This window comes from Micromonospora sp. NPDC048040 (assembly GCF_055587185.1).
On sequence record NZ_JBVJGT010000091.1, the window covers coordinates 1 to 14,906 of the forward strand.

At 76.6% G+C, this 14,906-nt stretch carries 11 protein-coding genes and 4 tRNA genes; 14 read left to right on the top strand and 1 reads right to left on the bottom strand.

Annotation, left to right across the window (positions count from 1 at the left end):
• Positions 1 to 950: 950 nt before the first annotated feature.
• From ACZ6O2_RS35150 to ACZ6O2_RS35215, 14 genes are all read left to right on the top strand, one after another.
• Positions 951 to 2,486, top strand: a complete 1,536-nt coding sequence (locus ACZ6O2_RS35150) for a coiled-coil domain-containing protein (protein ID WP_466026012.1) — start codon at positions 951 to 953, stop codon at positions 2,484 to 2,486.
• 183 nt (positions 2,487 to 2,669) lie between these two features.
• Positions 2,670 to 2,742, top strand: a tRNA-Ala gene (locus ACZ6O2_RS35155).
• Between the two features lie 28 nt (positions 2,743 to 2,770).
• A tRNA-Trp gene (locus tag ACZ6O2_RS35160) sits at positions 2,771 to 2,847 on the top strand.
• 20 nt (positions 2,848 to 2,867) lie between these two features.
• Positions 2,868 to 2,942, top strand: a tRNA-Ser gene (locus tag ACZ6O2_RS35165).
• A 24-nt stretch (positions 2,943 to 2,966) separates the two neighbouring features.
• Entirely contained in the window at positions 2,967 to 4,556 is a 1,590-nt protein-coding gene (locus tag ACZ6O2_RS35170) for an ankyrin repeat domain-containing protein (protein WP_466026013.1), read from the top strand.
• Between the two features lie 95 nt (positions 4,557 to 4,651).
• Positions 4,652 to 4,724, top strand: a tRNA-OTHER gene (locus tag ACZ6O2_RS35175).
• A gap of 26 nt (positions 4,725 to 4,750) precedes the next feature.
• The gene (locus ACZ6O2_RS35180) at positions 4,751 to 6,127 is read left to right on the top strand and encodes an SDR family NAD(P)-dependent oxidoreductase (RefSeq protein WP_466026014.1); all 1,377 of its coding nucleotides are present in this window, start codon (positions 4,751 to 4,753) and stop codon (positions 6,125 to 6,127) included.
• The gene (locus ACZ6O2_RS35185; protein ID WP_466026015.1) at positions 6,124 to 7,260 is read left to right on the top strand and encodes a leucine-rich repeat domain-containing protein; all 1,137 of its coding nucleotides are present in this window, start codon (positions 6,124 to 6,126) and stop codon (positions 7,258 to 7,260) included. The genes ACZ6O2_RS35180 and ACZ6O2_RS35185 overlap by 4 nt, the downstream gene beginning before the upstream one ends.
• Entirely contained in the window at positions 7,257 to 9,116 is a 1,860-nt protein-coding gene (locus ACZ6O2_RS35190; protein ID WP_466026016.1) for an ankyrin repeat domain-containing protein, read from the top strand. Before ACZ6O2_RS35185 ends, ACZ6O2_RS35190 begins: the two co-directional genes overlap by 4 nt.
• Positions 9,113 to 10,294, top strand: a complete 1,182-nt coding sequence (locus ACZ6O2_RS35195) for an AAA family ATPase (protein ID WP_466026017.1) — start codon at positions 9,113 to 9,115, stop codon at positions 10,292 to 10,294. The genes ACZ6O2_RS35190 and ACZ6O2_RS35195 overlap by 4 nt, the downstream gene beginning before the upstream one ends.
• On the top strand, positions 10,291 to 11,478 hold the full coding sequence (locus ACZ6O2_RS35200) for a vWA domain-containing protein (protein ID WP_466026018.1): 1,188 nt from the start codon (positions 10,291 to 10,293) through the stop codon (positions 11,476 to 11,478). Before ACZ6O2_RS35195 ends, ACZ6O2_RS35200 begins: the two co-directional genes overlap by 4 nt.
• Before the next feature lie 89 nt (positions 11,479 to 11,567).
• On the top strand, positions 11,568 to 12,293 hold the full coding sequence (locus ACZ6O2_RS35205) for a FadR/GntR family transcriptional regulator (RefSeq protein ID WP_350712593.1): 726 nt from the start codon (positions 11,568 to 11,570) through the stop codon (positions 12,291 to 12,293).
• Positions 12,290 to 13,141: a sterol desaturase family protein gene (locus ACZ6O2_RS35210; protein ID WP_350712592.1), complete on the top strand. Its 852-nt coding sequence runs from the start codon at positions 12,290 to 12,292 to the stop codon at positions 13,139 to 13,141. Before ACZ6O2_RS35205 ends, ACZ6O2_RS35210 begins: the two co-directional genes overlap by 4 nt.
• On the top strand, positions 13,138 to 13,803 hold the full coding sequence (locus ACZ6O2_RS35215; RefSeq protein WP_466026019.1) for a lysoplasmalogenase: 666 nt from the start codon (positions 13,138 to 13,140) through the stop codon (positions 13,801 to 13,803). Before ACZ6O2_RS35210 ends, ACZ6O2_RS35215 begins: the two co-directional genes overlap by 4 nt.
• A gap of 192 nt (positions 13,804 to 13,995) precedes the next feature.
• Here the strand turns inward: ACZ6O2_RS35215 and ACZ6O2_RS35220 are convergent.
• Positions 13,996 to 14,906, bottom strand: a 911-nt coding sequence (locus ACZ6O2_RS35220) for an HAD-IC family P-type ATPase (RefSeq protein ID WP_466026020.1), incomplete at its 5' end; no start/stop codon positions are given.

Consider the following 14,906-nt stretch of genomic DNA (forward strand, 5'->3'; position numbering starts at 1 on the left):
GTCTCCCACGAACACGCCCGGTTCCCTGCCGGCGTCGAACCATACCCGGTCAGCTCCACCCCACCAAATCCGCCTCACGGCGAACCCGGGGCACCACCCGGCCCGGACCCGAGAAAAACAACCCCCCGAACCGGAAGCTCATCGCCACGCTCCGGCCTCCAGGACTTTCGCCCCGTTTCGTCCGTTCCGCGCTGGCAGAGAGAAAGTTACGCGTCCCGCGGGAAGATCGTCAAATCGGCGACCGGCGTCGCGCGTCACAGCCGGGACCGCGGCCTTCCGCTTGCGATCGAGGCGGTCGGCAGGCCGACGCCAGTCCACGCCGACCGTCGGGAGATGCCGCGGGCGGCGCGGCCGGACGTGGTGGTGGTCTGCGTCCCCCGCACGCACCCGCCTGCCGATCGCCCTGGGCTGCCTCGCCGCCGCCGGCGCCGACCTGCCGCCGGAGGAGCCGCCGGTGCTGTCCACCCCCGAGCACCGTGAGCCGACCGCCGCCGGTGCTGTCCACCCCCGAGCACCGTGAGGCCGCCGCCCCTGCGGCGACGGGCCGGGCGTGCCAGGTCGGCTTCCAGCCCTCTCGTCTCGGCGGCGCTCGCGAGCCGACCGACGGTTCGGGCCGGGCGGCGCGGCGTCGTCGCCGGCGTCGCGACGGTCGCGGACCGGCAGCGCCCGACGCCTATCTACGCGCGGGCGCCGTGAGCCGGCCCGCGTGACGCGAGTCCACCTCAGACACGTTGGCGTCACCTGCCTGTACGCCGCGTGGGACTCCACCGTCGGAAGTAGTCGACACCTACGACGGCTCCGCGGCCGGCACGATGCGTCCCCCCGGGGCCACCGGGCGGGGTCACCCCGTTCCACAGGCCCGCGCGGCGGCGGTAGCGTGGCGCCACATCACGGCCCGTGGCGCGGACTCCCCGCCGGTGTGGCGCTCGCGATCGTACGAAGGAGGGTGCATGTCCCACGGCGAGGAGCCGTTCGCGGCACGCGAGGACGCGACCTCGCGGCCGAGCTTTGACCTCGCACTGCGCGGCTACGACAAACGGCAGGTCGACCGGTACGTCGAACAGGTCGACGGCGAGCGGTCGGCGCTGGCCGCCGAACGGGAGCGGGCCTCGGGCCAGCTGCGGGAGCTGACCGCCGAGCTGCACCGGTTGCGCGCGGAAGCCGCCGAGCTGCGCGAGCGGCCGGCGCAGCCGGACCGGGCGTCCTTCCGCGACCTGGGGCCGATGGTCGACCAGATCCTGGCCCTGGCGGAGAAGCAGGCCGGGGTGATCACCGACGCCGCCGGTCAGGAGGCTGCCGAGCTGCGGGCCGAGGCGGAGCGGGCGCTCACCGAGGCGCGGGAGCACGCCGCCACGACGCTGCGGGAGCTGGCGGAGGAGGCGGAGGCCCGGCGCGCCCAGGACGAGCAGGAACACGAGGAACGCCGCGCCAACGCCCAGGCCGAGCTGGCCCGGATCCGCGAGGCGGCGGAGCGCCTGCGGGCGGCCGGCGAGGCGGCCCACGACCACGCGCTCCAGGAGGCCAAGCGGATCGACGAGCAGAGCGCCCAGCAGCTCGAACAGGCCCGCGCCGAGTCCGAGGCGTTCCTGACCGCGGCCCGTACCCAGATCCAGCAGGAGGTGCAGGCGGCGCGCGCGAAGACCCAGCAGGAGCTGGGCCAGTGGCAGGCCGGCGTGGAGCGGGAGATCAACGAACGGCGGGCCGCCGCCGAGCAGGAGGTCACCGAGCAGCGCGCGGCGGCGGAGCGGGAGCTGGCCGGCCAGCGCACGGCGGCCGAGCAGGAGATCGCGACGCTGATCGCCGAGGCGCAGCAGTACGCGGCCACGTTCCGTCAGCGCGCCGACGAGCAGGCCGCGGCCCACCAGCAGCAGCTCGCCGCGGCGCAGCAGGGCCTCCGGGACCGGCGGGAGGCGCTGGCCCGGTTGCAGTCCGAGCTGGAGACGGCGCAGCAACAGCTCGCCCAGGCGCGGCAGGACAGCGCCAGCGCCGAGCGGGAGTTCACCGACCTGCAACAGCGCCTCGCCGAGACCCGGCAGGAGTTGACCGAGGAGCAGCACCGGCTCGACGAGGTGCGCCGGGCCGCGGATTCCGCCGAGCAGCACGCCAAGGAGGTCCGTGCCCGGGTGAAGCGGGAGGCGAAGCGGGTGGCGGACCTGGCCGCGGCGGCGGTCATGGCGGCCGCCACGGGTGGCGCGGAGACCGCCGAGTACCCGCAGGTGGGCGCCCGTGCGCGCGGCGACCGGCCGGGGGCTTCCGCCGTCGAGGCCGTGGGCGGCGGGGCCGGCTACCCGGCAGGCGGCGTCGAGGCCGGGGCGGGCGGGACCGGCTACGCGGCAGGCGGCGTCGAGGCCGGGGCGGGCGGGACCGGCGGCGCGGCGGGGTCCCTGGCCGTTGACGCGGGGCGGGCACCGGCCGGCGAGGAGGGGCGGTCCCCGGGCGGCACCGTCACGCAGCCGCCGGCGGACCGGGTGGTCGCCCCGGGCTGACGCGGCACGACGTGCTGGAGCACCTGGCCGGCGTCGAGCCCGGCCGGTCGGGGAAGTCCCGGCACCGCCGGTCAGGTCGCGGGCGAGCGTGGCCTCGTGGGCGCGGAGCGGCTGGGCGGCGCCACCGACCAGGACTCGTTGCCCAGCGAGGTCGCCCCAACGGGGCCCTACACTCGCTCGCGGCGGGCGGTAGCGCAGAGGTCGTCGCGCCTCCTTGGCAGGGAGGAGGACGCCGGTTCGATTCCGGCCCGTCCGCCGCCCGGGCGTCGTCCCGCCCGATCCGTGCGGGCCGTAGCGCAGCGGTCGTCGCGCCCGGTCTCCAAAACCGGGAGGACGCCGGTTCGAATCCGGCCGGTCCGCACCCCCTACACTCCCCGGCGAGCGGGTCGTAGCGCAGAGGTCGTCGCGCCCGACTGCTAATCGGGAGGACGCCGGTTCGATCCCGGCCGGCCCGCTCCCGACGGGAACGGGGACGCCGACATGGAGCGCCGACGCGAGCGGGAGCGGCAGCTGCGGCTCCTGCGGTACGCCTCGCCGCCGGGCATGGTCGCCGCCGCCACCGCCCGCCGCCACGCCGGGGACTGGCGGGGCGCGTGCCGGGCGGCGCTGGTCGACGCGCACATCGACCTGCCGGACGTGGCCGCCCGGTACGGCGGCGGCGAAGCCGCCCGGATCGAGGGCGAGCTGCGCGACCTCGCCCCGGACCTGCTGCGCCGCTTCCTGCCCCGCACCGACTCGCTGGCGCTCCTGCCGCGGGCCGTCGTCGTGCTCACCCGGCTGCCCGACCCGGTCCCGACGGGCGCCGAGGCGTCCGACTCCGGCGTTCCGCTGCTGGTGGCGACGCTGCCACTCGCCGACTGCGCCCCGCAGCGGATCGGGCTGCGGGTCACCGACAGCCGGCGCCTGCCGCCCCGGTGGCACGACCTGCCGGGCTGGTGCTGGGACGCGGCGGCGGTCGACGCGCGCCGCTGGGCGTACGGCGCCTCGGCCGCCCGGCTCGCCTGGCACTCGCCCGACGGCCAGCCGTACCGGTCGGGCGGCACGGGTGGGCCGGCGCTTACCGGCGACCGGGCCGCGGAGGTGGAAGCCCTCGCCGCGCTGCTGTCGACGGGACGACCGGTGGCGGCGTACGAGGCGGCCGGGTTCACCGTCGACCCCGACGAGGCCCGGCAGCACGCCGCCTGGTTCGCGGCCCCGCTCGCCGCCCACGCGCCGGCGCTGCCCGTGCTCGCCCACGAGGCCCGCCGCCTCGCCCACCGCTACGGGGCGACGACACAGGTCAGCGCGGACCGCCGGCTCGCCGTCGAGGTCGCCGCCGACGGCCGACCGACCGTCCGCAGAGCGAGCTGGCGCGATCCCGCCGTCGGGCCGTGCGCCTTCGGGATACCGGGGCCGACGGACGTGGCGCTGCTGCGCCGGGGCGACCTGACGCCGGACGAGCTGCACCCGCTGGTGCACGAGGCGTTGTTCCCGGGTCGGGCGCAGGCGTGGCGGGCCGCGGCACCGGCGCCACCCGCGCCGATCCGGATCCGGTGCGGGCCCGACTGGCACGTCGTCCGCCCCGCCGACGGGCGCCTCGTCACCCCGCACCACAGCGACGAGGAACTGCGCCGGGAGTTCCTGCTCGCCGGGCTGGGCGGGCCGCTTTTGGGCTGCGCGGCGGCGGTGCGGGCCTGGCGCACCGGGGCGAGACCGGTGCCGAAGGAGATCCGCAGGCTCCGGCAGGACGTCTTCGCCCGCGCGTTGCACGGCGACACCGACGGCGTGCTCGCCCTGCTCGCCGACGGCCTCGACCCCGGGCTGCGCGACGGTACGGGCGGCACGCTGATGCACTGGCTGTCCCACCTGGACCACACGAGGATGCTGCCGGCGCTCGCCGCCGCCGGTCTCGACGTCGACGAACGCGATCGGGACGGCCGCGCCCCGCTGCACGCCGCCGCGGTCGCACTGGACACCGAGGTGATGGCGGCCCTGCTCGCGGCCGGCGCCGACCCGGACGCCGTCGACGCGCAGGGCCGCACCCCCGCCGGGCTGCTCGCCGCCGCGCGGAAGCTGACGCGCCGAAGCTGATGCGCCGAAGCTGATGCGACGGTGGTCGACGCGCGGAATCTGACGCGACGGTAATCGACGCGCTGTCGGTGGCCTTCGGTATGCTCCCGCGCGGCGAGGCCGTAGCGCAGAGGTCGACGCGCCTTGACAGCAAGCTGGAGGACGCCGGTTCGAATCCGGCCGGTCTCGCCGCCACCCCTTCGCGAAGGAGCACCGTGTCCGTCGACCGCGCCGAGTTGGCGGCCTGCCTGGCCGTCCTGGCCCGGCTCGACGACGCCGACCTCGACGAGGCGATCCGGCAGGAGTTGGAACGGGCGGTCACGGCCGCCCACCGGGGAGTGAAGAAGCGCGCCAAGGCCCGCCGGGACGCCGCGACCCGGGCGGCGGACCGGGCGCTGCTGGCCGGCGCCACCCGGTTCCACACCGAGATCCCCGACGTCGCCCCGCCCGGCTCCGGCCGACCCGCCGCCCTGGCCGGGGACGGCGCCGACCACGACGTGGTCGAGCGCGGGTCGCTGCGTCGGGAGCGGCACTGCTACGTGTGCAAGCTGCCCTACCGCCGGGTGGACGTCGACTACCACCAGATGTGCCCGCCGTGCGCGGCGGAGAACCGCGAGCGGCGGCACGCCCGCTGCGACCTGACCGGCCGCACCGCCGTGGTGACTGGCGGCCGGGTGAAGATCGGCTTCCACACCGCGCTCAAGCTGCTCCGCGACGGCGCCGACGTGATCGTGACGACCCGGTTCCCCCGGGACGCCGCCCGCCGCTTCGCCGCCGTGCCGGACGCGGACGACTGGACCGACAGGCTCTACGTGCACGGACTGGACCTGCTCGACCTGGCCGGCACGCTCGACTTCGTCACGCTGGTCGGCCGGCGCTTCGCCGGGCTGGACATCCTGGTCAACAACGCGGCGCAGACGCTGTACCGGCCGGAGGCGTACCACCGGGAGGTCCGGGCGGCCGAGTCGACGGCGCTGGAGGGGCCGGCGGCGCGGATCGCGATCGGCGCGGCGCCCGCCGCCACCACGACGCGGCGGCTGCCCGCCGGGCTGGACGCGTTCTTCCCGGCCGGGCAGGTCGACGAGACGGGCCAGCCGCTCGACCTGCGCGAGGTCAACTCGTGGGTGCTCAGCGACGCCGACGTGAGCCCGCACGAGTGGTTGCAGGTGCACGTGGTCAACGCCTTCGCGCCCTTCCTGCTCACCTCCCGGCTGCGCCCGCTGATGCAGGCGAGCGCCCACCCGCAGCGGCACGTCGTGCAGGTCTCGGCGATGGAGGGCAGCTACAGCCGCTCCGGCAAGACCACCCGGCACCCGCACACCAACATGGCCAAGGCGTCGCTGAACATGCTGGTCCGCACGGTCGCCCCCGACTACCTGACCAGCGGCATCCACATGAACAGTGTGGACACCGGCTGGGTCACTGACGAGCGGCCGCACCCCGGCAAGACCGCCCAGCGTGCCCTCGGGTTCCGGCCGCCGCTCGACGTGGTCGACGGCGCCGCCCGGGTCTACGACCCGATCGTCCGGGGCGTCCACGGCGCGCCGGTGAGCGGCCAGTTCCTCAAGGACTACCGGAGCGTGCCCTGGTGACCGATCCCACGCCGGTGCGCTGCCCGGCCATCGCCGACCCCGACGCCGGGCTCGCCGACCCGGCCGACTTCGACCCGCTGCTGCTCCGGCTCGCCGTGCCGGACGCGGTGGTCGCGCCCGAGGAGTTCCCGCGCGGCACGGTGCAGCCCGACGGCCGGCTCGACCTGTGCAAGCAGGGCGTCGGCCCGGCGCAGACCGCCCGGATCGTGGCCGCCGCGGTCGACTCGCCGCTGGTGCGGCACCTGCTGCTGGGCACCAACGGCCTCGGCGCGGAGGGCGCCCGGGCGGTCGCCGAGGCGCTGCGCCCGGGGCACCACCTCGAGACGCTCTACCTGGGCTGCAACCGGATCGACCCGGCCGGGGTCGACGCGCTCGCCGCCCGGCTGGCCGGCGACCACACGGTGCGGGCGCTGTGGCTCAAGCGCAACCCGGTCGGCGACGAGGGCGTCCGGCGGCTCGCCGCCGCGCTCGCGGTGAACTCCACCATCCGCACGCTGGACCTGGTCAACGTCGGGATGAGCGTACGCGGGCTGGCCGCCCTGGCCGAGGCGCTGGCCGACCGGGAGCGGCCGGTGCAGCGGCTCTTCCTCGGCGGCAACGGCTTCGGCCCGGACGCGGTGCCGGTGCTCGGCGCGCTGGTCCGCACCGCCGGGGTCCGGGAGCTCTACCTGGCGGCGAACCACCTCGGGGACGCCGGCGCCGCCGCCCTCGCCGAACTGGCCAACGGGGTGGAGGTGACGCTCGGTCTGGGCGGCAACGGGATCACCCCGGCCGGGGTGACCGCGTTGGCCCGGCACCTGGGCGCCTGGCGGGCGCTGGACCTGGCCCGGCCGCCTTCGGAGCGGGCCCTCGGGGCGCGCGGCAACGTGGTCGGCGACGAGGGCGCGGCGGCGCTCGCCGACGCGCTGCCCGCCGCCCGGCTGCGCCGGCTGGACCTGCGGCGTACGGAGGTCGGTGGGCGGGGCGCGAAGCGGCTCGTCGAGGCCGTCGAGGGCCATCCGACGCTGGAGTACCTGGGCATCAACGGGGGCGTGCCGCGCCGGCAGCGTCGCCGGGCCTCGGCGCTGCTCGCCGAGCGGCCGGTCACTGCGCCGCACGAGGACATCCGGGCGATCGCGAGCGTCTACCGGTGAACCCGCCCGTCGTCGACGAGATCCGCACCTGGCAGCGCGTCCGGCGGTACGCCGTGCCGGCCGCGATGGTCGAGGCGTGCGCCGCGGCCCGGGAGGCAGGTGACTGGCGGGCCGCCTGCGCGGCCGGGCGCATGGACGTGGCGTTCGACCTGGCCGAGGTGGCCCGGGAGCACGGCCGGGCCCGTGCCGACCGGATCGAGGTGGACCTCGGCGTGCTCGCCCCGGACCTGCTTCGCTGGCACCTGCCGCGCGTGCTCGGCGGCCGCACCAGCGTCGCCACCCACCAACGGTTCGTGCTGTCCGCCGTGGACGGGCGGTTCGACGACCGCGACGTCGCGCTGATGGTGGACATGCCGAAGACGGTCGACGGGTCGCAGCGGCTGCGGCTGACCGTCCGCCCCACCCTGGCCGAGGGCTACCCCCGGCAGGACCTGCCGCCGGTGTACTGGAGCGCCGCGCACGTCGACGGTCTCGCCGGCGCGTACGGCGGCTCGCCGGTCCGGCTGCCCGGCTTCGCGGCCGACGGCGCGGTCCGGCCGTTCGGGTCGTACGCGACGGTGGTCGACCCGGGCGACCCGGCGAGCCGGGCCGAGGTCTTCGACCGGCTGGTCGCCGGCGGCGAGATGGTCGCGGCGTGGGCGGTGGCCGGGGTCGACCTCGACCCGGAGGTCCCGGAGACCTACTACCTCGACCGCCAGGTCGCGAGCGCCGCCCGCGGCTGCCTGGTGCCGCTCGGGCTGGACGCCGAGTTGGCCCGCCTCGAAAGCCGCTACGGCGTCGACCGGGTGATGATCTGGTCCGGCGGGCGGCCGGTGGTCGAGGTGCGGCGGCGGGGCGACGGCACGGTGGCCGCCGCGTTCGTCGGGTACGAGCGGGAGCACTTCGCCCGCCTCCGCTTCGCCGGCGTGGTCCACGAGCGACCCGCCGACCTGGACCTGCTGCGGCACGGCCTGCTCGGCCCCGCCGAGCTGCACCCCCTCGTGCGCCGGGCCCTGTTCCCGTCGGCACCGGCCACGCCGGACGCCGTCCCGTCACCGGGCGACCGCCCACCGGTGCCGGCGGTGCGGCTGCGCGCGGCGCAGGGCGAGATGGCACGGCCGGGGACGGCCACCTCGGAGACCGCCCAGGGCGAGACGGCGCACGCCGAGCAGCCGGAGACAACGGTGGACCGGCTCGACGCGGGCGTGGACATCACGGCGCAGGCCGGAACGGCGCGGCCGAGAGTGGCTGGTCTGCGGGTGGAGGTGCCGGTGCGGTGCGGGGGTGGGTGGCACATCCTCGTCCACGGCGACGGCCGGCTCGAGCCGGTGTCGCACACCGCCGAGGAGGTCGCCGGGGAGGAGCTGCTGCGCGCCCTCGGCGGGCAGTCGGCGGGCTGCTTCGCCGCCGTACAGGCGTGGCGCGGCGGGACCGGCCGGCTGCCCCGGCCCCTGCGCGAGCTGCGGCGCGACGTGCTGCTGCGGATCCAGCACGGCGGCGCGGCGACGTTGGCCGCGCTGCTGGACGCGGGGCTCGACCCGAGGATGGGCGACGGCCGGGGCGGCACTCTGCTGCACCATCTGCGCGCGGTGGAGGACGTCTCGCTGGTCCGGCGACTGCTCGACGCCGGCGTGCCGATCGGGGCCGGGGACCGTCGGGGGCGTACCGCGCTGCACGTGGCCGTCGGCGACGGCGGCAGCCCGGAGCTGGTCCGCGCGCTGCTGGCCGCCGGTGCCGACCCGGACGCTCCCGACGAGGACGACTACAGCCCCCGCGACCTGGCGGAGGGGAAGGCGAGCATGTACGACGACGACGGCGAGGACGTGCGGCCGGTGTTCCGGATCCGGGACGTGCTGGCGGAATGGGTCGGCGGATGACGGCGGCCGTGCCGGCGCTGGCCGCCGCCGACGACCTCGTCGCCGCCACGCGTGCGTGGCGGACGGAGCCGGCCGCCGACCCGAAGGTCGAGGCGCTGGCCCTGGCGGTGTCGGCGAACCTGCCGGTGCTGCTGTGGGGCGAGCCGGGCATCGGCAAGTCCGCCACCCTCCAGCAGCTCGCCGGCGGGTTGGGCCTGCCGCTGGAGACGGTCATCGCCAGCGTGCACGAGCCGTCGGACTTCGCCGGGTTGCCGATCGTCGGGGACTCCCCGGCCACGGACGGGGTGCCGATGGCTCCGCCGGACTGGGCGGTACGGCTGGCGCGTACCGGATCGGGGTTGCTCTTCTTCGACGAGCTCTCCTCCGCGCCGCCGGCGGTGCAGGCGGCGCTGCTGCGGGTGGTGCTGGAGCGTCGGGTCGGCAGCCTCGCGCTGCCGGCGTCGGTGCGGATCGTGGCGGCCGCGAACCCGCCGACCAGCGCGGCGGACGGCTGGCACCTCGCCCCGCCGCTGGCGAACCGGTTCGTGCACCTGCACTGGACGCACGACGCCCGCACGGTCGCGCGGGGCCTGGCCGGCACGTGGCCGGCGGTGACCGTGCCGGAGGTCCGGCCCGGGCGCACCGCCACGGCGCTGGCCAGGGCGCGCGGCGCGATCGCGGGTTTCCTCACCGCCCGGCCGGGGCTGACCCACCACCTGCCCGCCGACGCCGAGGCCCGCGGCGGCGCGTGGCCGTCGCCGCGCACCTGGGAGATGGTGCTGCGGCTGCTCACCGTCCATCACGCGGCGGGGACCGGGGCGGAGGCGCTGGCGCTGGCGGTGATCGGCGCCGTGGGCGACGGCGCGGGGTTGGAGTTCGTCACCTACCTGGAGAACCTGGACCTGCCCGACCCGGAGCGGGTGCTCGCCGACCCGGCGGCGTTCCGGCTGCCGGAGCGGGGCGACCGGCAGTTGGCGTTCCTCACCGCCGTGATCTCCGCGGTGCAGGCGAAGGTCGACCGGTCCCGCTGGGAGGCCGGCTGGGTGGTGCTGGGCAAGGCGGTCGAGGCGGGCGTGCCGGACGTCGCGGCGCGCGCCGCGATGGACCTGGCGGCGCTGCGCGACACCTCGTGGCCGGTGCCGCCGGCCATCCACGCCTTCGCGGACGTGCTGCGGTTGTCGGGACGCCTGGCCGGATGAGTGCCGGCGGCGGCCGGCTGGACCGCACGAAGCTGCTCGCCGCCCGGTTCCGGGCGGCGCAGGACCGCCCCTACCTGGCCACCGCGCTGTACAGCGTCACGGTGGTGGAGTCGCCGGACGTGCCGACCATGGGCGTCGACCGGCACTGGCGCTGCTACGTCTCGCCGGGGTTCGTCGACCGACTGCCGGTGGCCCAGCTCGCGGCGGTGTGGATCCACGAAGTGGCTCACCTGCTCCGCGACCACCACGGCCGGGCCGACCGGCTCCCCGTCGGGCAGCGACGCGACCACCACCGGGTCAACGTCGCGCAGGACTGCGAGATCAACGACGACCTGGTGGCCGACCGGCTGCCGCTGCCGCCGGACCGGATCGAACCGAAGACCTTCGGGCTGCCGCCGGGCCTGCTGTTCGAGGCGTACCTGCCGATGCTGCCGCCGCGGGTGTGCGAGGCCGGGGCGCACGACTGCGGATCCGGGGCGCACGGCGTCGAACGGCCGTGGGAACGCGACGGGGCGGCCGCGGGTGGCGTCAGCGCGGTGGAGGCGGGGGCGATCCGCCGGGAGACGGCCCACGCGGTCCGCGCGCACGTCCGCTCCCGGGGCACCGTCCCGGCCGGGTGGGAACGCTGGGCCGCCCAGTTGCTCGAACCGCGGGTGGACTGGCGGCGGGCGCTCACCGGCGCGGTACGCGAGGCGGCCGCCTGGGCCGGCGGCGCGGTCGACTACACCTACCACCGGCCCTCCCGACGGGCCGCGGCGACCCGCGGGGTGGTGCTGCCCAGCCTGCGCCGACCGGTGCCCCGGGTGGCGGTCGTGGTGGACACGTCGGGGTCGATGGGCGAGTCGCAGCTCGCCGTGGCGCTCGCCGAGGTCGCCGGGGTGCTCCGGGCGGTCGGCGTCGGCGGCAACCGGGTCACCGTGCTCTCCTGCGACGCGGCCGTGCACGTCGTACGGCGGGTGCACACCGTCGGCGAGGTGCGGCTGGCCGGGGGTGGCGGCACCGACATGCGGGTCGGGATCGAGGCCGCGCTGGGCGACCGACCGCACATCGTGGTGGTGCTGACCGACGGATTGACGCCGTGGCCGGTGGCGCCGCTCGAGGCGACCCGGGTCGTCGCGGGGCTGATCGGGGCGGGCGCGCCGCTGCCGCCGTCCTGGATCACCGCCGTCACGATCGACGACTGACCCGGCCCGGTCCCGCGCGCCGCCACGGCTGCACGCGAGCTGGTCCAACCAGTTGACGGGTTGATGTGCGCTGCGCCACACTCCTCGGCATGGACTTCGCCCCCGTCCCCCGCTCCTCCGTCTCCGACCACGTCTTCGGCCAGATCCGCGACGCGATCGTCAGCGGCTCCTACCGCCCCGACGACGCCCTGCCCGGCGAGCGGGAGCTGGCCGCCACCTTCGGGGTCAACCGGCACGCCGTCCGCGAGGCGCTGCGCCGGTTGCAGCAGCTCGGGCTGGTCCGCGTCAGCCAGGGCGGCGCGACCCGGGTGCTGGACTGGCGGGTGCACGCCGGGCTCGACCTCGCGCTCTCCCTCACCCGCTTCCACGACACCCTCCCGGTCGACACCCTCGTCCGCGACATGCTGGAGATGCGGGCCTGCGTCGGGGTCGACGCGGCCCGGCTCTGCGCCGAGCGCGGCGACCCGGCGGCCCGGGCCGCGATCCCGCGGGCCGTCGAGGAGTACGCGGGGCTCGCGCCGGACCTGACCGGGATGGGCGAGGCGACCATCGTGCTCTGGCGGCACATCGTCGCCGGCTCCGGCAACACCGCATACCTGCTGGCCTTCAACAGCCTGGTGGCCGGCGCGCTCGCCGTCGGCGAGGTGCCACCGGAGCGGCGCGCCGCGGAACTGCTCGACGTCGCAGGCCACCGCCGGCTCGCCGACGCGATCGTCACCGGCCGGGCCTCCGACGCAGCCCGCGAGGCACGGGCCCTGCTCACCGCCCCCCTCACCACCCCCGCCGCACCGCCGAGAAGGGAAGCCCGGGCATGATCCCCGCCGTGCTCTACGCCGTACCGGCGTTCCTGCTCCTCATCGCCGTCGAGGCGCTCTCCTACCGCTTCGCGCCCGACGACGACGAACGCGGGTACGAACTGCGCGACACCGCCACCAGCCTGGCCATGGGCGCCGGCAGCCAGGTCATCGGCGTGCCGTGGAAGCTGCTGACGATCGGCCTCTACGCCGCCGCGTACACGGTCGCGCCGATCCAACTCTCCCCCACCAGCGTCTGGACCTGGGTCCTGCTGTTCTTCGCCGAAGACCTGGCCTACTACTGGTTCCACCGGTCCCACCACGAGGTGCGGCTGCTCTGGGCCGGGCACGTGGTGCACCACTCCAGCGTCTTCTTCAACCTCTCGACCGCGCTGCGGCAGAGCTGGACGCCGATCACGTCGATCCCGTTCTGGCTCGGGCTGGCGCTGCTCGGCATCCCGCCGTGGATGATCTTCCTCCAGCAGTCGGTCAGCCTGCTGTACCAGTTCTTCCTGCACACCGAGCGGGTCACCGTGCTGCCCCGCCCCGTCGAGTGGGTCTTCAACACGCCGTCGCACCACCGGGTCCACCACGGTGCCAACGCCGAGTACCTGGACCGCAACTACGGCGGCATCCTGATCGTCTGGGACCGGCTGTTCGGCACCTTCGAGCCGGAGCGCGCCGCCGTCCGGTACGGCCTGACGAAGAACATCGGCACGTACAACCCGCTGCGGGTGGCGACCCACGAGTATCAGGCCATCTGGGCAGATGCGCGGGCCGCCTCGTCCTGGCGGCACCGGCTCGGCTACGTGCTCGGCCGGCCCGGCTGGCAGCCCGCCCCGCACGCGCAGCCGGCCGCCGTCCGATGAGGCGGCTCTGGCCGTTCGGCGTGGTGGCCGCCGTCGAACTGATCGGCGTCGCGGCCGACGTCACCGCCCTGCAGTGGCTGGCCAAGCCCCTGCTCGCGCCGGTGCTGCTGGCGTACCTGCTGCGGGCGCGCCGGCGCGTCGACGGGGTCGCAGTCGGGCTGGTCTTCGCCACCGCCGGGGACGTCGCGCTGCTGTTGTCCGGCCGCACCGCGTTCCTCGTCGGCATGGGGTGTTTCCTCGGCGCCCAGGTCGGCTTCCTGACTGCCTTCCTGCGACACCGCCGGCCGTCCGTCGCGGCGGTCGTCGGCTACCTCGTCTGCTGGGCGGCGGCCAACGCCGCGCTGTGGAACGCCCTCGGCCCGCTGCGGCTGCCGGTCCTCGGCTACAGCCTCGCGCTCAGCCTGATGGCCGCCGCCGCGACCGGCGTCTCCCGCCGGGTGGCCGTGGGCGGGGCGCTGTTCCTCGTCTCCGACCTGCTGATCGGGCTGGACGCCGCGGGCACCACGCTGCCCGGCCACAGCCTGGCCGTGATGACCACCTACATCGCGGCCCTGCTGCTCATCACCACCGGATGGGCCGAGGCGACCGGCCGCACGCGTGACGCCGCCGGCGGCGGCAGCCCCGCCCGCGCCCCGCGACGGGTGCCGGACGGCGCCCGGTAGCCCCGGCGCCCGTCGGTCCGCTCCGGACCGGCGGGCGCCGTCGGGTCGGCCGCCGGGTTCCCGGCGCCGGTCCGGCGGGTGGAAGGACGGAACGGCTGCGCACGGTGGTCCGCGAGCGGACGTCCCGCCTCGCCGCCGACGAGGTGGTCACGAAGGGCTGACGGCAAACCAGCGACCGCCTCGCACAGGTGGTCACCGCCCCGGCCGTGCCGCCCTCCCGCCGGCCGGTTCTCCGGGGGTGAGCCGCACCCGGCGCAGCAGTTGCGCGTTGACCGCCACCACGACGGTGGAGGCGGACATCAGCACCGCCGCGACGGCCGGGCTGAGCGCGACCCCGGCCCAGGCCAGGACGCCGGCGGCCAGCGGGATCGCCACCACGTTGTAGCCGGCGGCCCAGGCCAGGTTCTGGATCATCTTCCGGTACGACGCGCGGGACAGCCGCAGCACGCCGGTGACGCCGCGCGGGTCGGAGGAGGCCAGGATGACCCCCGCGGACTCGATGGCGACGTCGGTGCCGGCGCCGATCGCCAGGCCGACGTCGGCGCGGGCCAGGGCGGGGGCGTCGTTGACGCCGTCGCCGACCATCGCCACGGTCAGCCCGCGGGCCTGCAGGTCGGCGACGGCCCGGTCCTTGTCGGCGGGGAGCACCTCGGCGAAGACCTCGTCGACGCCCGGCCGGAAGCCCAGGTCGGCGGCGACCGCCTCGGCGACCGGACGGGCGTCGCCGGTGATCATCGCGATCGTCCGTACGCCGTGCTCGCGCAGCTCGGCGATGGCCGCGCGGGCCTCCGGGCGGACCTCGTCCTCCAGGGCGAAGGCGCCCACCGCCTCGGGTCGCCCGTCGGCGGGCAGCCGGACGAGGTGCAGCACCACCGCACCGCGGGACGACCAGCCCCGGGTCACCGTGGCGAGGTCGTCCGGCACCGCCGCCCCGACCTCGCGCACCAGGGTGGGGCCGCCGACCGCCCAGGAGGCGCCGTCGACGACGGCCCGGACCCCCCGGCCTGGCAGGGACCGGAAGTCCCGGGCGGTCGCCCGCAGCCCCCGGTCCTGCGCGACCTTCACCAGAGCCTTGGCCAGGGGGTGTTCGCTGTCGGCCTCGA